Below are 15,835 nucleotides of genomic sequence, written 5' to 3'. Positions count from 1 at the left end.
TCCCCGTGATAATGGCAAACGGTGCACCAACCCCATGACTCAAGCACGACCCCGACAAACCGGCCATCCCCGGTCACGGCTGGTACAGTTGGCGACGCCAGTAGAAGGCAAGGTTGATAATGACAGCCTGCCTTGTCTTTCCGAGCGCCTGGGCCGCTTATTCGGGCTTGGGGACACCATGAACCTGGATTCGGCGCTGGCATTTCGCGGCGGTCAGCCCGGCATGGTTCAGGGTTCCGTCATCGAGCAACTGTCGCGGGAACTGGCCACCACACGCCGGGCTCTGATTCAGCGAGTTCAGCGCTACGGGGATGAGATTGAGCCGGAAGTTCCGGTTGCGCATGAGCCCTACCTGAACGCCTGGCTCACACTGCAACGTAAAATCGCGGCCACCACCCGCCAATTGCGGGACAAGGTACGCAAGACCATGAAAGAGCAGGGCCAGAACCTGGCCCGGCTGGCAGAGCTGGACTCGGTGTTTGATCACACCATGGCCGGTTATACCAGCCAGTGTTTTTCCCAAATTTCAAAGGTACTGGAGCAGCGGTTCCAGGCCTTGAAGACAGCCTCTGAGCAATCCCCGGAATCGGGCACCCAAGCCGGTGACTGGCTCCACCGTTACTGCGAGGAAGCGCAGACTCTGTTACTCGCTGAACTGGACGTTCGGCTGGAGCCGGTGCTGGGTTTGTTGGAGGCCTGCCACAACGAGGTTAGCGATTCACCATGACCAGACTTTTTTTCGTTCTCGCATTCGCCATCGGCCTGGCCGTAGTGGCCTGGATTGGCCGGGGTTTTCTCGGCTCCGACCTGCTGGCCCTGTCCGTGACCGCCATTATTGCAGCGGTGTACGGGTTGGGCTTCGCTGAACTGATCGGGTTCCGGCGGACCACTCACCAGCTGGCTACACGCCTGAACTCTGCCCCGAACAGCCGCGAACAGGTCGACAGCTGGCTGTCCGGCCTGCCGGAACCGGTTCAGTTTGCGGTGCAGAAACGCCTCGACGGCCACTCCGCTGCGCTGCCCAGCCCGCAGCTCACGCCTTATCTGGTCGGATTGCTGGTAATGCTGGGCCTGCTCGGCACCTTTGCCGGCATGATTGTGACCCTCAATGGTGCCGCCTCAGCACTCGACGGCAGTACCGAGCTGAGTGTGATTCGCAGTGCCCTGGCCGCGCCTATTGCCGGACTCAGCCTGGCGTTCGGAACCTCCATTGCCGGTGTGGCCGCTTCGGCCATGCTGGGGCTGGCCTCCACTCTCAGCCGACGCGAGCGGTTGCTGGTCTCCCGCCAGTTGGACAAAACCCTGCGCCAGCGGCTGCATCATCTGTCGGCCGACTACCAGCGCCAGCAGGCGTTCCAGGCTTTGGAAACCCAGGCCAGCGCTCTGCCGCAACTGGCGTCTGCCATGGAGGCCATGACCGCCCGCATGGAACAGCTGGGCCAGACCCTTGAGCAATCCCTGACACGCAATCAGCAGGAATTCCACAGCACTGTCGGAAACCATTACCAGACACTGGCGGATTCCGTGGCACAGTCGCTGGAGTCGGCCCTGGACGCCAGTACCCGCCTCGCGGCAGAACGCGTGGAACCGATTGTAGAGAAGGCGATGACCCGCCTGCGCGACGATGCCGGGGAATTGCACCAGAGCTGGTCTGATGCCACCAAACAGCAGCTGGCCGACATTGCCGAAGCCTTCCAGACAACCACGATTGACGCCGGAGAGCGCTGGCAGCAAAACCTGGCGGCCCAGCAGGAGGCGTCGGAACAGAGCGCCCTGCGCTGGCAAAAGAGCCTGGAGCAACAGCAGCAGAGCGCAGAATCCTTCATGGCTGATCTGCGTGACCAGCTTCAGCAGTATCAGTCTGTCTTCCGCGAGGAAAGCCGCCAGATGGCGAGCAACCAGCAGCAAGGCCTGGATACGCTGATCGACAGAATCAGTGAACAGCTCACAGCACTCCGGGACCAGGAGGCCACCCGAGGCGAAGCAGCCACTGAACGACTGGCGCAACTGGAAGCGACGGTAGAAAACCACCTATCCCGCCTGGGCACGGGGCTGGAAGCGCCCATGACCCGGCTGATAGAAACGGCTTCGGAAACCCCGAAAGCCGCCGCCGAAGTGATCAATCAGCTGCAACGTGAAATGACCCGTAACAGCGAACGGGAAAACGAGTTGCTGGAGGAACGACAAAGACTGGTCGAAGAACTGGACAGCCTGTTGGAATCCCAGCGCAGCAACGCCGACAGTCAGCGCCAGGCGGTGGATTCCCTGATCAGCGGCGCCGGTGACACCCTCACCGGGATCAGCGAGCGTTTCAACACCCTGATTCAGGAGCAAAGCCAGCAGCTTGGCAAACTGGGCGACGATATTACCGGCAGCAGCCAGGAAGTGGGTGCCCTCAGCGAAGCCTTCCACCAGGCAGTAGAGTTATTCAGCACCTCCAATAGCACCTTGCAGGAAAGCCTGGCGAACATTCAGAAGGCGATGGACAACGCCAGCAGCCGACACGATGAACAACTGGCCTACTACGTGGCGCAGGCCCGCGAGGTCATCGATCTGTCTGTCAGCTCCCAGAAAGACGTTATCGATGCCGTCACCGCCCTGCGCAAGGGACAGCCAGAGACTGCCGGAGCCAACTGATGGAGCACCTGGAAGGCGGCGAACAGCAGTCCACACCGATCTGGGCGATTTTCTCTGACCTGATGGCGGCGCTGGTGGGTATTCTGGTGCTGATTCTGGTGTGGGTGATCGGCGTTCAACTGGAACTCAGCCAATCCCTGGCGGAAGAGAAGGAGCGCCGGGTGGCAGAGGAAGAGCGCCGTATGGCGCTGGAGCAGGCACTGGAAGATCCCCTCACCAAAGGCCTGGTGACGTTCCGGGATGGCCGTATCGGTATCAGCGGCAATGTGCTGTTTGAGCTGAACTCGGATCAGCTACAGGCGGATGGCGTGGCCGTGCTGCAATCCCTGGTTGCGCCCCTGCAGACCTACCTGACCCAACACGATGAGCTGCTGATGGTCAGCGGCTTCACCGACGACCTGCCCATGCACCGTGGCAACCGGTATCAGGATAACTGGGGACTGTCTGCCCAGCGGGCATTGACCGTCACCCGTACCCTCATGGAACTTGGCCTTCCCGAAGACCGGGTCTTTGCCGCGGCCTTTGGCCCCCACCACCCGGCGGTGCCCAATGTGGATGCCGAATCCCGGGCCCAGAACCGGCGAGTGGAGATCAGCACGGTGCCGCGCGCTCCCGCTATGGCCGCCGAAACCGATAACGGAGCCGGGAACTGATGTCTGCCGCTGCGGAAGCGACCACCGTGGAGCAACAACTGGCTGACCTCAGGGGCTCCGGTGCGGATCAGCTGGACCCGGTCCGTTTCCGCTATCTGGAAGTTCTGGAGCAAAGGCTGCGGGCGAAAGGACTGCAGGACACCCGTCATTGGCAGAAGCTCGCGCAGGCTGTGGCGGAGTATCAGGCCAGATCCGAACCTCAATCTGGTTCAGAACAACCGGAACAACCTGCCGAGACCGGACAACCCTCACCATTGCAGCTTCTGCTGGATACCCTGAATCAGGCGCCCGATACACAGGTACAAGCCTCGCCCTCACCCATGGAAAAGCTTATCTTCGGTGAACAGGATGGTCCGGCCCCCACTGCGGTAACCAATGGTTCGCCACGCCCACTCAAGGCCATGGCCAGAGTGCAGGCAGATCAGGGCTCTCAGGCCCTTCAGGATCGCATCCGCCAGGCCATCGAACAGACCCCGGAAAACGCCGGCCCGATGAACTCCCACCGGCTGGTCAGCCGTGCGATTGCGGCCATGGAGAAGCTGTCGCCGGAGTATCTGAACCGCTTTGTGAACTACGCGGATACGCTGTTGGCGCTGGAACGACTGGGAAGGAAGGGATAAAAAAAAGCCTCCGGAAACTCCGGAGGCTTTTCGGGCAGAACGCGAATGCTTACTTGACCTTCGGGTCCAGCTCGCCAGCGGCATAACGCTCGAACATGCGCTCGAGGTTGATCGGTTTGATCTTGCTGGCGTTGCCGGCACAACCGAAGGCTTCGTAGCGTGCGATGCACACGTCGGTCATGGCCTTCATGGTTTCCTTCAGGAATTTGCGCGGGTCGAACTCGGCCGGGTTTTCGGCCAGGAAGCGGCGGACCGCGCCGGTGCTGGCCAGACGCAGATCGGTGTCGATGTTGACCTTGCGAACGCCGTGCTTGATACCTTCAACGATTTCTTCAACCGGCACGCCGTAGGTTTCCGGGATCTCGCCACCGTACTGGTTGATGATTTCCAGCCAGTCCTGGGGAACGGAGCTGGAGCCGTGCATGACCAGGTGGGTGTCCGGGATGCGGGCGTGGATGGCTTTGATCTGGTCAATGGCCAGGATGTCACCGGTCGGCGGACGGGTGAACTTGTAGGCACCGTGGCTGGTGCCGATGGCGATGGCCAGGGCGTCGACGTGGGTTTTCTTGACGAAGTCGGCGGCTTCTTCCGGATCGGTCAGCATCTGGCTGTGGTCCAGAGTGCCTTCGGCGCCGATGCCGTCTTCCTCACCAGCCTGACCGGTTTCAAGGGAGCCCAGGCAACCCAGTTCGCCTTCGACGGAGACGCCACAGGCGTGGGCCATTTCGACGGTGCGGCGGGTGACGTCTACGTTGTATTCGTAGTCCATCGGGGTTTTACCGTCTTCACCCAGGGAGCCGTCCATCATGACGGAGCTGAAGCCGAGCTGGATGGAGCGCTGGCACACGGACGGGCTGGTGCCGTGGTCCTGGTGCATGACGACCGGGATGTGGGGGAATTCTTCGATGGCCGCGAGGATCAGGTGGCGCAGGAAGGGGGCGCCGGCGTATTTACGGGCTCCGGCGGAGGCCTGGACAATTACCGGGGAGTCGGTTTTGTCGGCGGCTTCCATGATGGCGCGCATCTGTTCCAGGTTGTTGACGTTAAAGGCTGGCACACCGTAACCATGCTCGGCGGCGTGATCCAGCATTTGCCGCATCGAAATCAGGGCCATGGGTCGTCTCCTTCGTTGGACGTTTGGTAGTTGAATTCTTTTGTGTTGCAGACTTTTGGAGTCTGCTGCGGAGGGTGGAAATCGTTTTCGCGGAACCGCTACGAGCACATCCATGTGCGCTTCTCTCAGGCCATCCTTGGCCTTCGAAATTCCGCGAAAACGATTCCCACCCTCCTTGCGATTCTGACTAAATAATTTGCGCCTGACCTTTAAGGCCAAAAATCTTAGGCGCCGCGCTCTTCCAGTACTGCTACTGCCGGCAGGGTTTTGCCTTCCACGAATTCCAGGAACGCGCCGCCACCGGTGGAGATGTAGGAGATTTTGTCAGCAACGCCGTACTTGTCAACGGCCGCCACGGTATCACCGCCGCCGGCCAGGGAGAAGGCGTCGCTTTCGGCGATGGCTTCTGCCAGCGCTTTGGTGCCGTTGCCGAACTGGTCGAATTCGAAGACGCCGACCGGGCCGTTCCACAGGATGGTTTTGGCGTTTTTCAGTACGTCGGCGAATTTGCCGGCGGTTTCGGGGCCAACGTCGAGGATCATGTCGTCGTCGCTGACGTCGGCGATGTTCTTGGTGGTGGCGGTGGCGGTTTCGGCGAATTCGCTGGCCACAACCACGTCTACCGGCAGTGGGATTTCCACGCGGGAGGCGATTTCCTTGGCCGTGTCGACCAGGTCGTGTTCGCACAGGGATTTGCCAACCGGGTGACCGGCTGCGGCCAGGAAGGTGTTGGCGATGCCGCCGCCTACAATGATGGAGTCGCAGACTTTTTCCAGGGCGTTGAGGACGTCCAGTTTGGTGGAGACTTTGGAGCCGCCGACGATGGCGACGACCGGCTTGGCCGGGTTGTCGAGGGCTTTGCCGAGGGCGTCCAGTTCAGCCGCCAGCAGCGGGCCGGCGCAGGCTTCGGGGGCGAATTTTGCTACACCGTGGGTGGAGGCCTGGGCGCGGTGGGCGGTGCCGAAGGCGTCCATTACGTAGACGTCGCACAGGGCGGCGTACTGTTTCGCGAGGTCTTCGTTGTCTTTCTTTTCGCCCTTGTTGAAGCGGACGTTTTCGAACAGGACGACTTCGCCGTCAGCGACTTCAACGCCGTCCAGGTAGTCTTTGATCAGGCGCACTTCCTGGCCCAACACTTTGGTGAGGTGGTCAGCGACGGGCTTCATGGAGGAGGCTTCGTCGTAGACACCTTCTTCCGGGCGGCCGAGGTGTGACATCAGCATGACCTTGGCACCGGCGTCTTTGGCTGCCTTGATGGTGGGCAGTGACGCGCGGATGCGGGCGTCGCTGGTGACCTGGCCGTCTTTTACCGGCACGTTGAGGTCTTCGCGGATCAGGACCCGCTTGCCGGCGAGGTCCAGGTCGGTCATTTTTTTGATGGCCATTGGTTTCTTCCCTTGATCTGATCTTGGTTTAGTTGCCTGTTTTTTTGAGCCAGCGCTCGCTGACATCCAGCATTCGGTTGGCGAAGCCCCATTCGTTATCGAACCAACAAAGCACTTTCACCATGGTTTCCCCGGTCACCCGGGTCTGGCCGCCATCAACCACGCCGGAATGGGCGTCGTGGTTGAAATCGGAGCTGGCCAGGAGTTCGTCGGTGTATCCGAGGATGTTTTTCAGCGGTCCTCTCGCCGCGCCTTTGAGCAACTCGTTCACTGCCTGAATCGTGGTTGGCTTGCGGACATTCACCACCATGTCGATCGCGGATACGTTCATGGTCGGTACCCGCATGGCAACCGAGCTGAATTTGCCTTCCATGTGGGGCAACAGCCGCTCGATGCCTTTGGCCAGTCCGGTGTCCACCGGCACGATGTTGTGCAGCGCACTGCGGGTGCGACGCAAATCCTGATGATGATAGGCATCGATGACGGGCTGGTCGTTCATCGCTGCGTGGATGGTGGTCGTGCTGCCCTGCTCCACGCCCAATGCATCGTCCAGTACCTTGATGACCGGCACCAGGCAGTTGGTCGTGCAGGAGGCAGCCGCGACGATCACGTCCTCGTTGGTCAGTTCGCCTTCATTAATGCCAAACACCACCGTGCGGTCGACATCCGGCTCCCCGGGTTGGGAGAACAGCAGGCGCTGGGCGCCCGCGTCCACATGCTTTTGGGCAGTCGCGCGGTCGGAATAGGCACCGGAGCACTCCAGCACCAGATCCACATCCAGCAGACGCCATGGCAGGTCCGAGGGTTCCGGATGCCGCAAAATGCGGATGGGATCGCCGTTCACCACCAGGTTGTCACCCTCCACCGCAATCTCACCCTGGAATCGGCCATGGGTGGAATCATAGCGGGTCAGGTGAGCGATGGTTTCGATGTCGGACAGCTCGTTGATCGCGACCACCTGAAGGTGATCGCGATAGCCATTTTCATACAGCGCGCGCAACACGCACTGGCCAATCCGGCCATATCCGTTGATCGCGATGCGAAAAGGCTTTCTGTTGCTCATCAGGCGTCCAGCAGTTCCGCAGCGACTTCCAGGATATTGTCGACGGTGAAGCCGAATTCCTTGAACAGCTCGCCGGCCGGTGCAGACTCACCGAAGGTGGTCATGCCGACCACGCGGCCGTCGAGGCCCACATACTTGTACCAGTAGTCGGCAATGGCGGCTTCGATGGCGATGCGGTTGGTGACTTCCAGCGGCAGCACTTTCTGCTTGTAGTCGGCGCTCTGGGCATCGAAGGTGTCGGTGGACGGCATGGACACCACGCGTACGTTCTTGCCCTGCTCCCGCAGTTTGGCGGCGGTGTCCTGAGCCAGGGCTACTTCGGAGCCGGTAGCAATCAGGATCAGGTCCAGCATGCCTTCGCTGTCGGACAGGATGTAGCCGCCTTTGGCCACATCTGCCAGCTGCTGGGCATCACGCTCCTGATGTGGCAGTCCCTGACGGGAGAACACCATGGCGGTCGGGCCGTCTGTGCGCTCGAGGGCGGCTTTCCAGGCCACCGCGGATTCCACGGTGTCAGCCGGGCGCCAGGTGCTCATGTTCGGCGTGGTGCGCAGGCTGGCCAGTTGCTCGATGGGCTGGTGTGTGGGGCCGTCTTCACCAAGGCCGATGGAGTCGTGGGTGAACACGAAGATGGAGCGCTGCTTCATCAGTGCTGCCATGCGCACGGCATTGCGGCAGTATTCCATGAAGATCAGGAAGGTGGCGCCGTAAGGCACGTAACCACCGTGCAGGGCGATGCCGTTCATGATGGCGGCCATGCCGAACTCGCGCACACCGTAGTAGATGTAGTTGCCGCTGGCGTCTTCTTTAGTCACGCCTTTGGAGCCACCCCAGATAGTGAGGTTGGAGCCGGCCAGGTCAGCGGAACCACCCAGCAGTTCCGGCAGCAGCGGACCGTAGGCGTTCAGGGTGTTCTGGGAGGCCTTGCGGCTGGCGACGGTTTCGCCCTTGTCCTGACACTCCTGGATGTACGCCTGTGCCTTTTCAGAGAAATCGGCAGGCAGATCGCCGGCCATGCGGCGCTTGAATTCGGCCGCCAGTTCCGGCTCGGCCTTTTCGTAGGCAGCGAATTTCTCTTCCCACGCCTGTTGCGCAGAGGCGCCTTTCTCTTTGGCATCCCATTCGGCGTAGATTTCTGACGGCACTTCGAAAGAACCGTGAGTCCAGCCCAGCTGTTCGCGGGTCAGGGCGATCTCGTCGTCACCCAGCGGGGCGCCGTGGCAATCTTCCTTGCCCTGCTTGTTGGGGGAACCAAAGCCGATGATGGTCTTGCAGCAGATCATCGTGGGCTGATCGGTGTTGGCGCGGGCGGCTTCGATCGCAGCGCGGACGGCGTCGGCATCGTGACCGTCAACCGCCGGAATCACCTGCCAGCCATAGGCTTCGAAACGCTTGGGCGTGTCGTCGGTGAACCAGCCTTCCACTTCACCATCAATGGAAATGCCGTTGTCGTCGTAAAAACAGATCAGCTTGCCCAGCCCCAGGGTGCCGGCCAGAGAAGCCACTTCGTGGGAGATACCTTCCATCAGGCAGCCGTCGCCCAGGAAAGTGTAGGTGTAGTGGTCAACGATGTCGTGGCCGGGACGGTTGAACTGCGCCGCCAGGGCTTTCTCTGCCAGGGCAAAACCCACGGAATTGGCGAAACCCTGCCCCAGGGGGCCGGTGGTGGTCTCAACGCCCGGGGTGTATCCGTATTCCGGGTGGCCCGGTGTTTTGGAGTGCAGCTGACGGAAGTTCTTCAGGTCGTCGATGGAAACGTCATACCCGCTCAGGTGCAGCAGAGAATACTGCAGCATGGAGCCGTGACCGTTGGACAGCACGAAGCGGTCGCGGTTGGCCCACTGCGGGTTGGCCGGGTTGTGGCTCAGGTAATCGTTCCACAGTACCTCGGCGATATCCGCCATACCCATGGGCGCACCCGGGTGGCCGGACTTGGCTTTCTGAACCGCATCCATGCTCAGCGCGCGAATGGCGTTGGCGAGATCTTTACGAGACGGCATTGACGTTTCTCCAGTGTTTATCGGGACAAATAGAGCTGCTCAAAAATAAGGCGCGTATTTTCGCCGATTAGTGTGTGCCGGGGCAAATCGGGATTGCCGAAACAGCCGAATCCATGGAACCAAACATCTATATCAATTTTTTTTGATATGGCTATTGATTGACCAACCAAACACACCTAAACTTGCCAACCATGACTTCGATGAACACGCATCACGCCAATCTGTCCTCCCTGGACGCCCTGGCCCCGATCTACAAAGCGAGCGGGGATCCGTTGCGCCTGGAGATTCTGCGCGTGTTGCGTCGGGATACGTTCGGCGTACTGGAGCTGAGCCAACTGTTCGAGATGCGCCAATCGGGCATGAGCCATCACCTCAAGGTGATGCACAAGGCCGGTCTGCTGGAGCCCCAGCGGGAAGGTAACGCGATTTTCTATCGTCGCCCGCTGAGCCTGGACAGCGACAAGCTCGCGGACCAGACCATTCGCCAGGTATTCGAGGCCGTGGACCAGGTTCCCCTGCCGTCGCACCTGGAAGAGAAAATTGAGGCCATCCGCACCCAGCGGGCGAGCCAGTCACAGGCGTTTTTCTCGCGTCACGCCGAGCAGTTCCGCGAGCAACAGGAACTGATTGCCGCGTTTGATCTATACGCCGGGCCCGTCGCAGAGCTGATCCGAAAGCGGGCCGACAGACACCCATGGCAGACCGCCCTGGAAATCGGTCCGGGTGAAGGTGCGTTCCTGCCGGTGCTGGCGAAGATCTGCGAGCACGTGGTGGCGCTGGATAACTCCCGCGACATGCTGGCCAAGGCCACTCGTACCTGCATTGACGAACGCCTTAATAATGTCGACCTGATCGAGGGCGTCACCGACAACCTGCTGGCCCGGGGTGACGCCTTTGACCTGGTGGTGGCGAACATGGTGCTCCACCACGTTCCCAGCCCGGCGGACATATTTCTTGATGCCGCCGCGCTGATGAACGGCGGTGGCTGTTTTGTGGTCAGCGACCTGTGCAGTCACGACCAGGACTGGGCCAAGGACAACTGCGGTGACCTTTGGCTAGGCTTCGAACCCGAGGAACTGACCGCCTGGGCGGCAGACGCCGGGCTGACGGCCGGCGAGCAACTGTTTATAGGATTGCGCAACGGCTTTCAGGTGCAGGTGCGAGAATTCTGGAAAACCACCACCGGCTGATCCGGACAAACGCAATATCAACAAATTTTGATATATAGATACGTAGTTTTACGTATCCTTGTTAAAACCAACAAACCCGGTCACCGGAAAGTGCCACAACCGGCGCACACCGGTACGAATTTGAAACGCTCACAGAGGAGCAAACGCTATGTCTGATTACAGCATCTTTACTTCCGAATCGGTCTCTGAAGGCCACCCGGACAAACTGGCCGACCAGATCTCGGACGCCGTTCTGGATGCCATCCTGACAGAAGATCCCCACGCCCGTGTTGCCTGTGAAACCATGGTCAAGACCGGCGTCGCCATCGTCGGCGGTGAAATCACCACCAGCGCCTGGGTCGATCTGGAAGATCTGGTGCGTGACGTAATCAAGGACATCGGTTACACCTCCTCTACCGTGGGTTACGACGGCGACACCTGTGGCGTGATCAACATCATCGGCAAGCAGTCCGTGGACATCGCCCAGGGCGTTGACCGCCAGAAGCCGGAAGACCAGGGTGCCGGCGACCAGGGCCTGATGTTCGGCTACGCCAGCAACGAAACCGACGTGCTGATGCCGGCGCCAATCACCTTCTCGCACCGTCTGGTCCAGCGCCAGGCCGAAGCCCGCAAGAGCGGCCTGCTTCCCTGGCTGCGCCCGGATGCGAAAAGCCAGGTCACCTGCCGCTATGAAAACGGCAAGGTTTCCGGTATCGACGCTGTGGTTCTGTCCACCCAGCACGACGAAGACGTTTCCCAGGAAGACCTGAAAGAAGCGGTGATGGAACTGATCGTCAAGCACGCCCTGCCTGCTGAGCTGCTGCACAAAGACACCCAGTTCCACATCAACCCGACCGGCAAATTCGTGATTGGCGGCCCGGTAGGCGACTGTGGCCTGACCGGCCGCAAGATCATCGTGGACACCTACGGCGGCATGGCACGCCACGGCGGCGGCGCCTTCTCCGGCAAAGACCCGTCCAAGGTTGACCGTTCCGCCGCCTACGCCGGTCGTTACGTCGCCAAGAACATCGTCGCCGCCGGTCTGGCCGACCAGTGCGAGATCCAGGTGTCCTACGCCATCGGCGTGGCACAACCGACGTCGATCTCTCTGAACACCTTCGGCACCGGCAAGATCAGCGACGACAAGATCATCGAACTGGTGCGCCAGAACTTCGATCTGCGTCCGTATGCCATCACCAAAATGCTCGACCTGCTGCACCCGATGTACCGGGCCACAGCAGCCTACGGTCACTTTGGTCGCGAGCCGTATGAGATGACCGTTGGCGGCAAGACCTTCACCGCTTTCCCATGGGAAAAGACGGATCGTGCCGCGGCTCTTAAGGACGCTGCTGGTATTTGATGTGGTTGTTGTAGGTCTGACTTCTGGAGTTAGACCGTTGTTTAGGCCCGGCCCGTCACTCTTGGGGGTGGCGGCGCTGAGGCAAGTCCTTCGGGGACACGCTCGAGCCATCCATGGGCGCTTAGCTTCGGCCATCCTTGGCCGAAGATAGTCCCCGAAGGACTTGCCTCACCACCGCTTTGCAGAGTTGGTGAGGGCTGATCAAGAAATACTGAATACCTCCCTCCAAATTTCGGGAGGCCCAGAACACGTTTTACGGCGTATTGTTTGACCACATGCGCCCACAGTTTGAACTAGGGAGCGGGGATTTGCTTTCGCGGAATTTCGAAGGCCAAGGATGGCCTGAGAGAAGCGCACATGGATGTGCTCGTAGCGGTTCCGCGAAAGCAAATCCCCGCTCCCGACGCCACCAAATCAAGAGGCCAGGGAGAACCAAACTCCCAGAGCCAAAACGACAGGAGCACAAAATGAGCACTCCGGCAGAACAACTGAACAGTTTCAACGACTACAAAGTCCGCGATATCTCCCTGGCCGACTGGGGCCGTAAAGAGATCAAGATTGCTGAAGGCGAAATGCCTGCCCTGATGAAGCTCCGCGAGAAGTACAAAGCCGAGCAGCCGCTGAAAGGCGCCAATATCATGGGCTGTATTCACATGACCATCCAGACCGCCGTGCTGATCGAAACGCTGGTCGAGCTGGGCGCCGACGTGCGCTGGTCATCGTGCAACATCTTCTCCACCCAGGACCAGGCTGCTGCCGCCATCGCCGCGCAGGGCATCCCCGTGTTCGCGTGGAAAGGCGAAACCGACGAAGAGTATGACTGGTGCCTCGAGCGCACCGTCGGTGCTGACGTGGACGGCTGGGAACCCAACATGATCCTGGACGACGGCGGCGACCTTACCGCCCTGCTCCACGAAAAGTACCCGGAAATCCTGACCAACTGCCACGGTGTCACCGAAGAGACCACCACCGGCGTTCACCGTCTGCAGGAGATGCTGCGCGAAGGGACTTTGAAAGTGCCGGCCATCAACGTCAACGACGCCGTCACCAAGTCCAAGAACGACAACAAGTACGGTTGTCGTCACAGCCTGAACGACGCCATCAAGCGCGCTACCGACCATCTGCTGGCCGGCAAGAAAGCCCTGGTGATCGGTTACGGTGACGTGGGCAAAGGCTCCGCTGCTTCCCTGCGCCAGGAAGGCATGATCGTAAAAGTCACCGAGGCTGACCCGATCTGTGCCATGCAGGCGTGCATGGACGGTTTCGAGGTGGTGTCCCCGTATATCAACGGCGTCAACACCGGTACCGAGGCCGGCATCAATCGTGACCTGCTGCAGAACACCGACCTGCTGGTCACCACCACCGGCAACATGAACGTGTGCGACGCTCACATGCTCAAGGCCCTGAAGACCGGCGCCGTAGTGTGCAACATCGGCCACTTCGACAACGAAATCGACACTGCCTACATGCGCAAGAACTGGGAGTGGGACGAGGTCAAACCGCAGGTGCACGTGGTGTATCGCGACAAGGCCGTCAACGACCATCTGATTCTGCTGTCCGAAGGCCGCCTGGTGAACCTGGGCAATGCCACCGGTCACCCGTCACGGATTATGGACGGTTCTTTCGCCAACCAGGTGCTGGCGCAGATGTACCTGTTCGAGCGTAAGTTCGCCGATCTGCCGGAAGACGCCCGTTCCAAGGGTGTATACGTTCAGGTACTGCCGAAGCAGCTGGACGAGGAAGTCGCCCGCGCGATGGTGGAAGGCTTTGATGGCGTGATCACCAAGATGACCCCGGAACAGGCCAAATACATCGGTGTACCGGTCGAAGGCCCGTACAAGCCGGAAAGCTACAAGTACTGATCGGATATCAAGATGGAATCCCAGAAACAGTTCAAACGCCGTTTCAGCTTTGAATTTTTCCCGCCCAAGACCGACCAGGGCAAGGAAAAGCTGCAGAACGTGCGAAACCAGCTCGCCGAGGAGAATCCGGATTTCTTCTCGGTCACCTTTGGTGCCGGCGGTTCCACCAGGGACCGCACCATTGAAACCGTACTGAACCTGCACAAGCAGGGCATTTCCACGGCTCCGCACCTGTCCTGCGTGGGTGGCACCCGCAAGGACATCGGCGAGTTGCTGGATTTGTACAAAGAGAACGGGATCAGCCGGATTGTCGCCCTTCGGGGCGACATGCCCTCCGGTATGGGAGCCGCGGGTGAACTTCGTTACGCCAACGAGCTGGTGGAGTTTATCCGCGAGCACAGCGGCGACCACTTCAACCTGGAAGTGGCGGCCTACCCCGAGTTTCACCCCCAGGCCCGCAGTGCCGAGGAAGACCTGAAGAACTTTGCCCGCAAGGTGGAAGCCGGCGCCAACAGCGCTATCACCCAATACTTCTTCAATGCGGACAGCTACTTCTACTTCATTGATCGCCTGGAGAAAATGGGCATTACCATACCGGTGGTGCCGGGCATCATGCCCATCGTCAATTTCTCCAACCTCGTGCGCTTCTCCGACATGTGCGGTGCGGAAATTCCCCGCTGGATCCGCAAGCAGCTCGAAGCCTACGGTGACGACAGCGATTCGATCCGCAAGTTCGGCGAGGAAGTGGTCACAGAAATGTGTGACAAGCTGCTCAGGGCCGGTGCGCCCGGGCTGCATTTCTACACCCTGAACCAGGCTCAGCCCAGCATCCGCATCTGGGAGAACCTGGGGATTGGTGAGCGGGAGAAGATTGCTTTCTGATTGCCTTGCTTTCCCCCTCTCCCCAACCCCTCTCCCCCGAGGGGAGAGGGGCTTACACATCCCCAAGCGCCAGCAACGCTCCCTCCCTCAGGCGCCGGCAAGATCCCCCTCTCCCCTCGCGGGAGAGGGCCGGGGAGAGGGGGACCAACCTCTAACCACCTGATTTCCTGCATTTCTCCTGTTAATGGTCTAAGGTTATTTTGATGCAGTTCCATTAACGCTCCCCGAAAGACACTGTCACCAACTGTGCCTTTTGGCTTGCCTTACCGGGCAAACGGAGCTCCATAAGAAGACAAGGAGAAAGCATGAGCACGAAATGGCTGAAAACCCTCGGTGCCACACTGGCAATGACCGTGGCCGCGGGAACCGTTAGCGCTGAAACGCTGAAAGTCGTGACCGACCCCAGTTTTGTACCCTTTGAAATGATGGACCAGGAAACCGGTGAAATGATTGGTTTCGACATGGAGATCATTCGCGAGGTGGCTGACCGGGCCGGGTTCGAGATTGACCTCAACACCATGGATTTCAATGGCATCATTCCGGCCCTTCAAACAGGCAACGTGGACATTGCCATTGCCGGTATCACGATTACTGAAGAGCGCGAAGAGATCGTTGATTTCTCCGATCCGTATTACGATTCCGGTTTACGCATTCTGGTGCGCGAAGACAATGATTCCGTGAAGACCATGGAGGACCTGAATGGTCAGAAAATCGGCACCAAGATCGGCAGCACCAGCTATGACTACCTGACCAGGACGCTGGATGAAAACGATGGGGTGACCCCTTACCCGGGCAGCTCCGACATGTACATGGCATTGATGTCCCGTGCGGTGGACGCGGTTTTCTATGACGCGCCCAACGTCGGTTATTTCGCCAGCACCAAGGGCGAAGGCAAGGTCAAGACGGTTGGCCCTCTGTACGAAGGTCAGCAGTATGGCATTGCGCTGAAGGATGGCAGTGAATGGCTTGACGAGGTCAACGCAGCACTGGCCTCCATCAAAGAAGACGGCACCTACAAGGAAATTTACGAGAAGTGGTTCGGCCCGATGCCTGAAGACATGTAACCCTCTGGCACCATAGCCGGGGCGCC

Annotated in this window: 13 protein-coding genes; 9 read left to right on the top strand and 4 right to left on the bottom strand. The window is 59.9% G+C overall.

The window, feature by feature from the left end; translation table 11 throughout:
* The first annotated feature begins 34 nt into the window (after positions 1-34).
* From Q0Y21_RS02290 to Q0Y21_RS02275, 4 genes are read left to right on the top strand one after another with little or no spacing between them, the layout of a single operon-like run.
* Positions 35-727, top strand: a complete 693-nt coding sequence (locus Q0Y21_RS02290) for a DUF3348 family protein (RefSeq protein ID WP_297791138.1) — start codon at positions 35-37, stop codon at positions 725-727.
* On the top strand, positions 724-2,637 hold the full coding sequence (locus Q0Y21_RS02285; RefSeq protein WP_297791136.1) for a DUF802 domain-containing protein: 1,914 nt from the start codon (positions 724-726) through the stop codon (positions 2,635-2,637). Before Q0Y21_RS02290 ends, Q0Y21_RS02285 begins: the two co-directional genes overlap by 4 nt.
* Complete coding sequence (locus Q0Y21_RS02280; RefSeq protein WP_297791134.1) at positions 2,637-3,290, top strand: OmpA family protein; 654 nt, start codon at positions 2,637-2,639, stop codon at positions 3,288-3,290. The genes Q0Y21_RS02285 and Q0Y21_RS02280 overlap by 1 nt, the downstream gene beginning before the upstream one ends.
* Positions 3,290-3,910 (top strand): DUF2894 domain-containing protein, encoded by a 621-nt coding sequence (locus Q0Y21_RS02275; protein WP_297791132.1) that lies wholly within the window; start codon positions 3,290-3,292, stop codon positions 3,908-3,910. Before Q0Y21_RS02280 ends, Q0Y21_RS02275 begins: the two co-directional genes overlap by 1 nt.
* 49 nt (positions 3,911-3,959) lie before the next feature.
* Here Q0Y21_RS02275 and fba read toward each other — a convergent pair whose 3' ends face one another.
* From fba to tkt, 4 genes are all read right to left on the bottom strand, one after another.
* Positions 3,960-5,024 (bottom strand): class II fructose-bisphosphate aldolase, encoded by a 1,065-nt coding sequence (gene fba, locus Q0Y21_RS02270; RefSeq protein ID WP_297791130.1) that lies wholly within the window; start codon positions 5,022-5,024, stop codon positions 3,960-3,962.
* Positions 5,025-5,248: 224 nt separating this feature from the next.
* Positions 5,249-6,409: a phosphoglycerate kinase gene (locus Q0Y21_RS02265; protein WP_297791129.1), complete on the bottom strand. Its 1,161-nt coding sequence runs from the start codon at positions 6,407-6,409 to the stop codon at positions 5,249-5,251.
* A 28-nt stretch (positions 6,410-6,437) separates the two neighbouring features.
* Entirely contained in the window at positions 6,438-7,472 is a 1,035-nt protein-coding gene (gap, locus tag Q0Y21_RS02260; RefSeq protein ID WP_297791128.1) for a type I glyceraldehyde-3-phosphate dehydrogenase, read from the bottom strand.
* Positions 7,472-9,472 (bottom strand): transketolase, encoded by a 2,001-nt coding sequence (gene tkt / locus Q0Y21_RS02255; RefSeq protein ID WP_297791126.1) that lies wholly within the window; start codon positions 9,470-9,472, stop codon positions 7,472-7,474. Before tkt ends, gap begins: the two co-directional genes overlap by 1 nt.
* Before the next feature lie 191 nt (positions 9,473-9,663).
* On the opposite strand from tkt, the gene Q0Y21_RS02250 reads away from it, so the two are divergent.
* The 5 genes from Q0Y21_RS02250 to Q0Y21_RS02230 all read left to right on the top strand — a co-directional run bounded on the left by Q0Y21_RS02250 (position 9,664) and on the right by Q0Y21_RS02230 (position 15,809).
* A complete protein-coding gene (locus Q0Y21_RS02250; protein ID WP_297791124.1) occupies positions 9,664-10,662 on the top strand; it encodes a metalloregulator ArsR/SmtB family transcription factor in 999 nt (332 codons plus the stop codon).
* Positions 10,663-10,810: 148 nt separating this feature from the next.
* Positions 10,811-12,001 carry a methionine adenosyltransferase gene (gene metK / locus Q0Y21_RS02245; protein ID WP_297791122.1) on the top strand — a complete coding sequence of 397 codons (1,191 nt, stop codon included), beginning with the start codon at positions 10,811-10,813 and terminating at the stop codon, positions 11,999-12,001.
* A gap of 467 nt (positions 12,002-12,468) precedes the next feature.
* Entirely contained in the window at positions 12,469-13,863 is a 1,395-nt protein-coding gene (gene ahcY, locus Q0Y21_RS02240; protein WP_297791121.1) for an adenosylhomocysteinase, read from the top strand.
* Positions 13,864-13,875: 12 nt separating this feature from the next.
* Complete coding sequence (gene metF / locus Q0Y21_RS02235) at positions 13,876-14,745, top strand: methylenetetrahydrofolate reductase [NAD(P)H] (protein ID WP_297791120.1); 870 nt, start codon at positions 13,876-13,878, stop codon at positions 14,743-14,745.
* A gap of 305 nt (positions 14,746-15,050) precedes the next feature.
* Positions 15,051-15,809, top strand: coding sequence for a transporter substrate-binding domain-containing protein (locus Q0Y21_RS02230; RefSeq protein ID WP_297791118.1), 759 nt, complete (start codon positions 15,051-15,053; stop codon positions 15,807-15,809).
* Positions 15,810-15,835 lie beyond the last annotated feature (26 nt).

Origin of the sequence: uncultured Marinobacter sp., assembly GCF_947259545.1 — a bacterium.
Classification (GTDB): domain Bacteria; phylum Pseudomonadota; class Gammaproteobacteria; order Pseudomonadales; family Oleiphilaceae; genus Marinobacter.
Note: the sequence above shows the minus strand (reverse complement) of the source record. Positions and strands in the feature narration are given on the sequence as shown.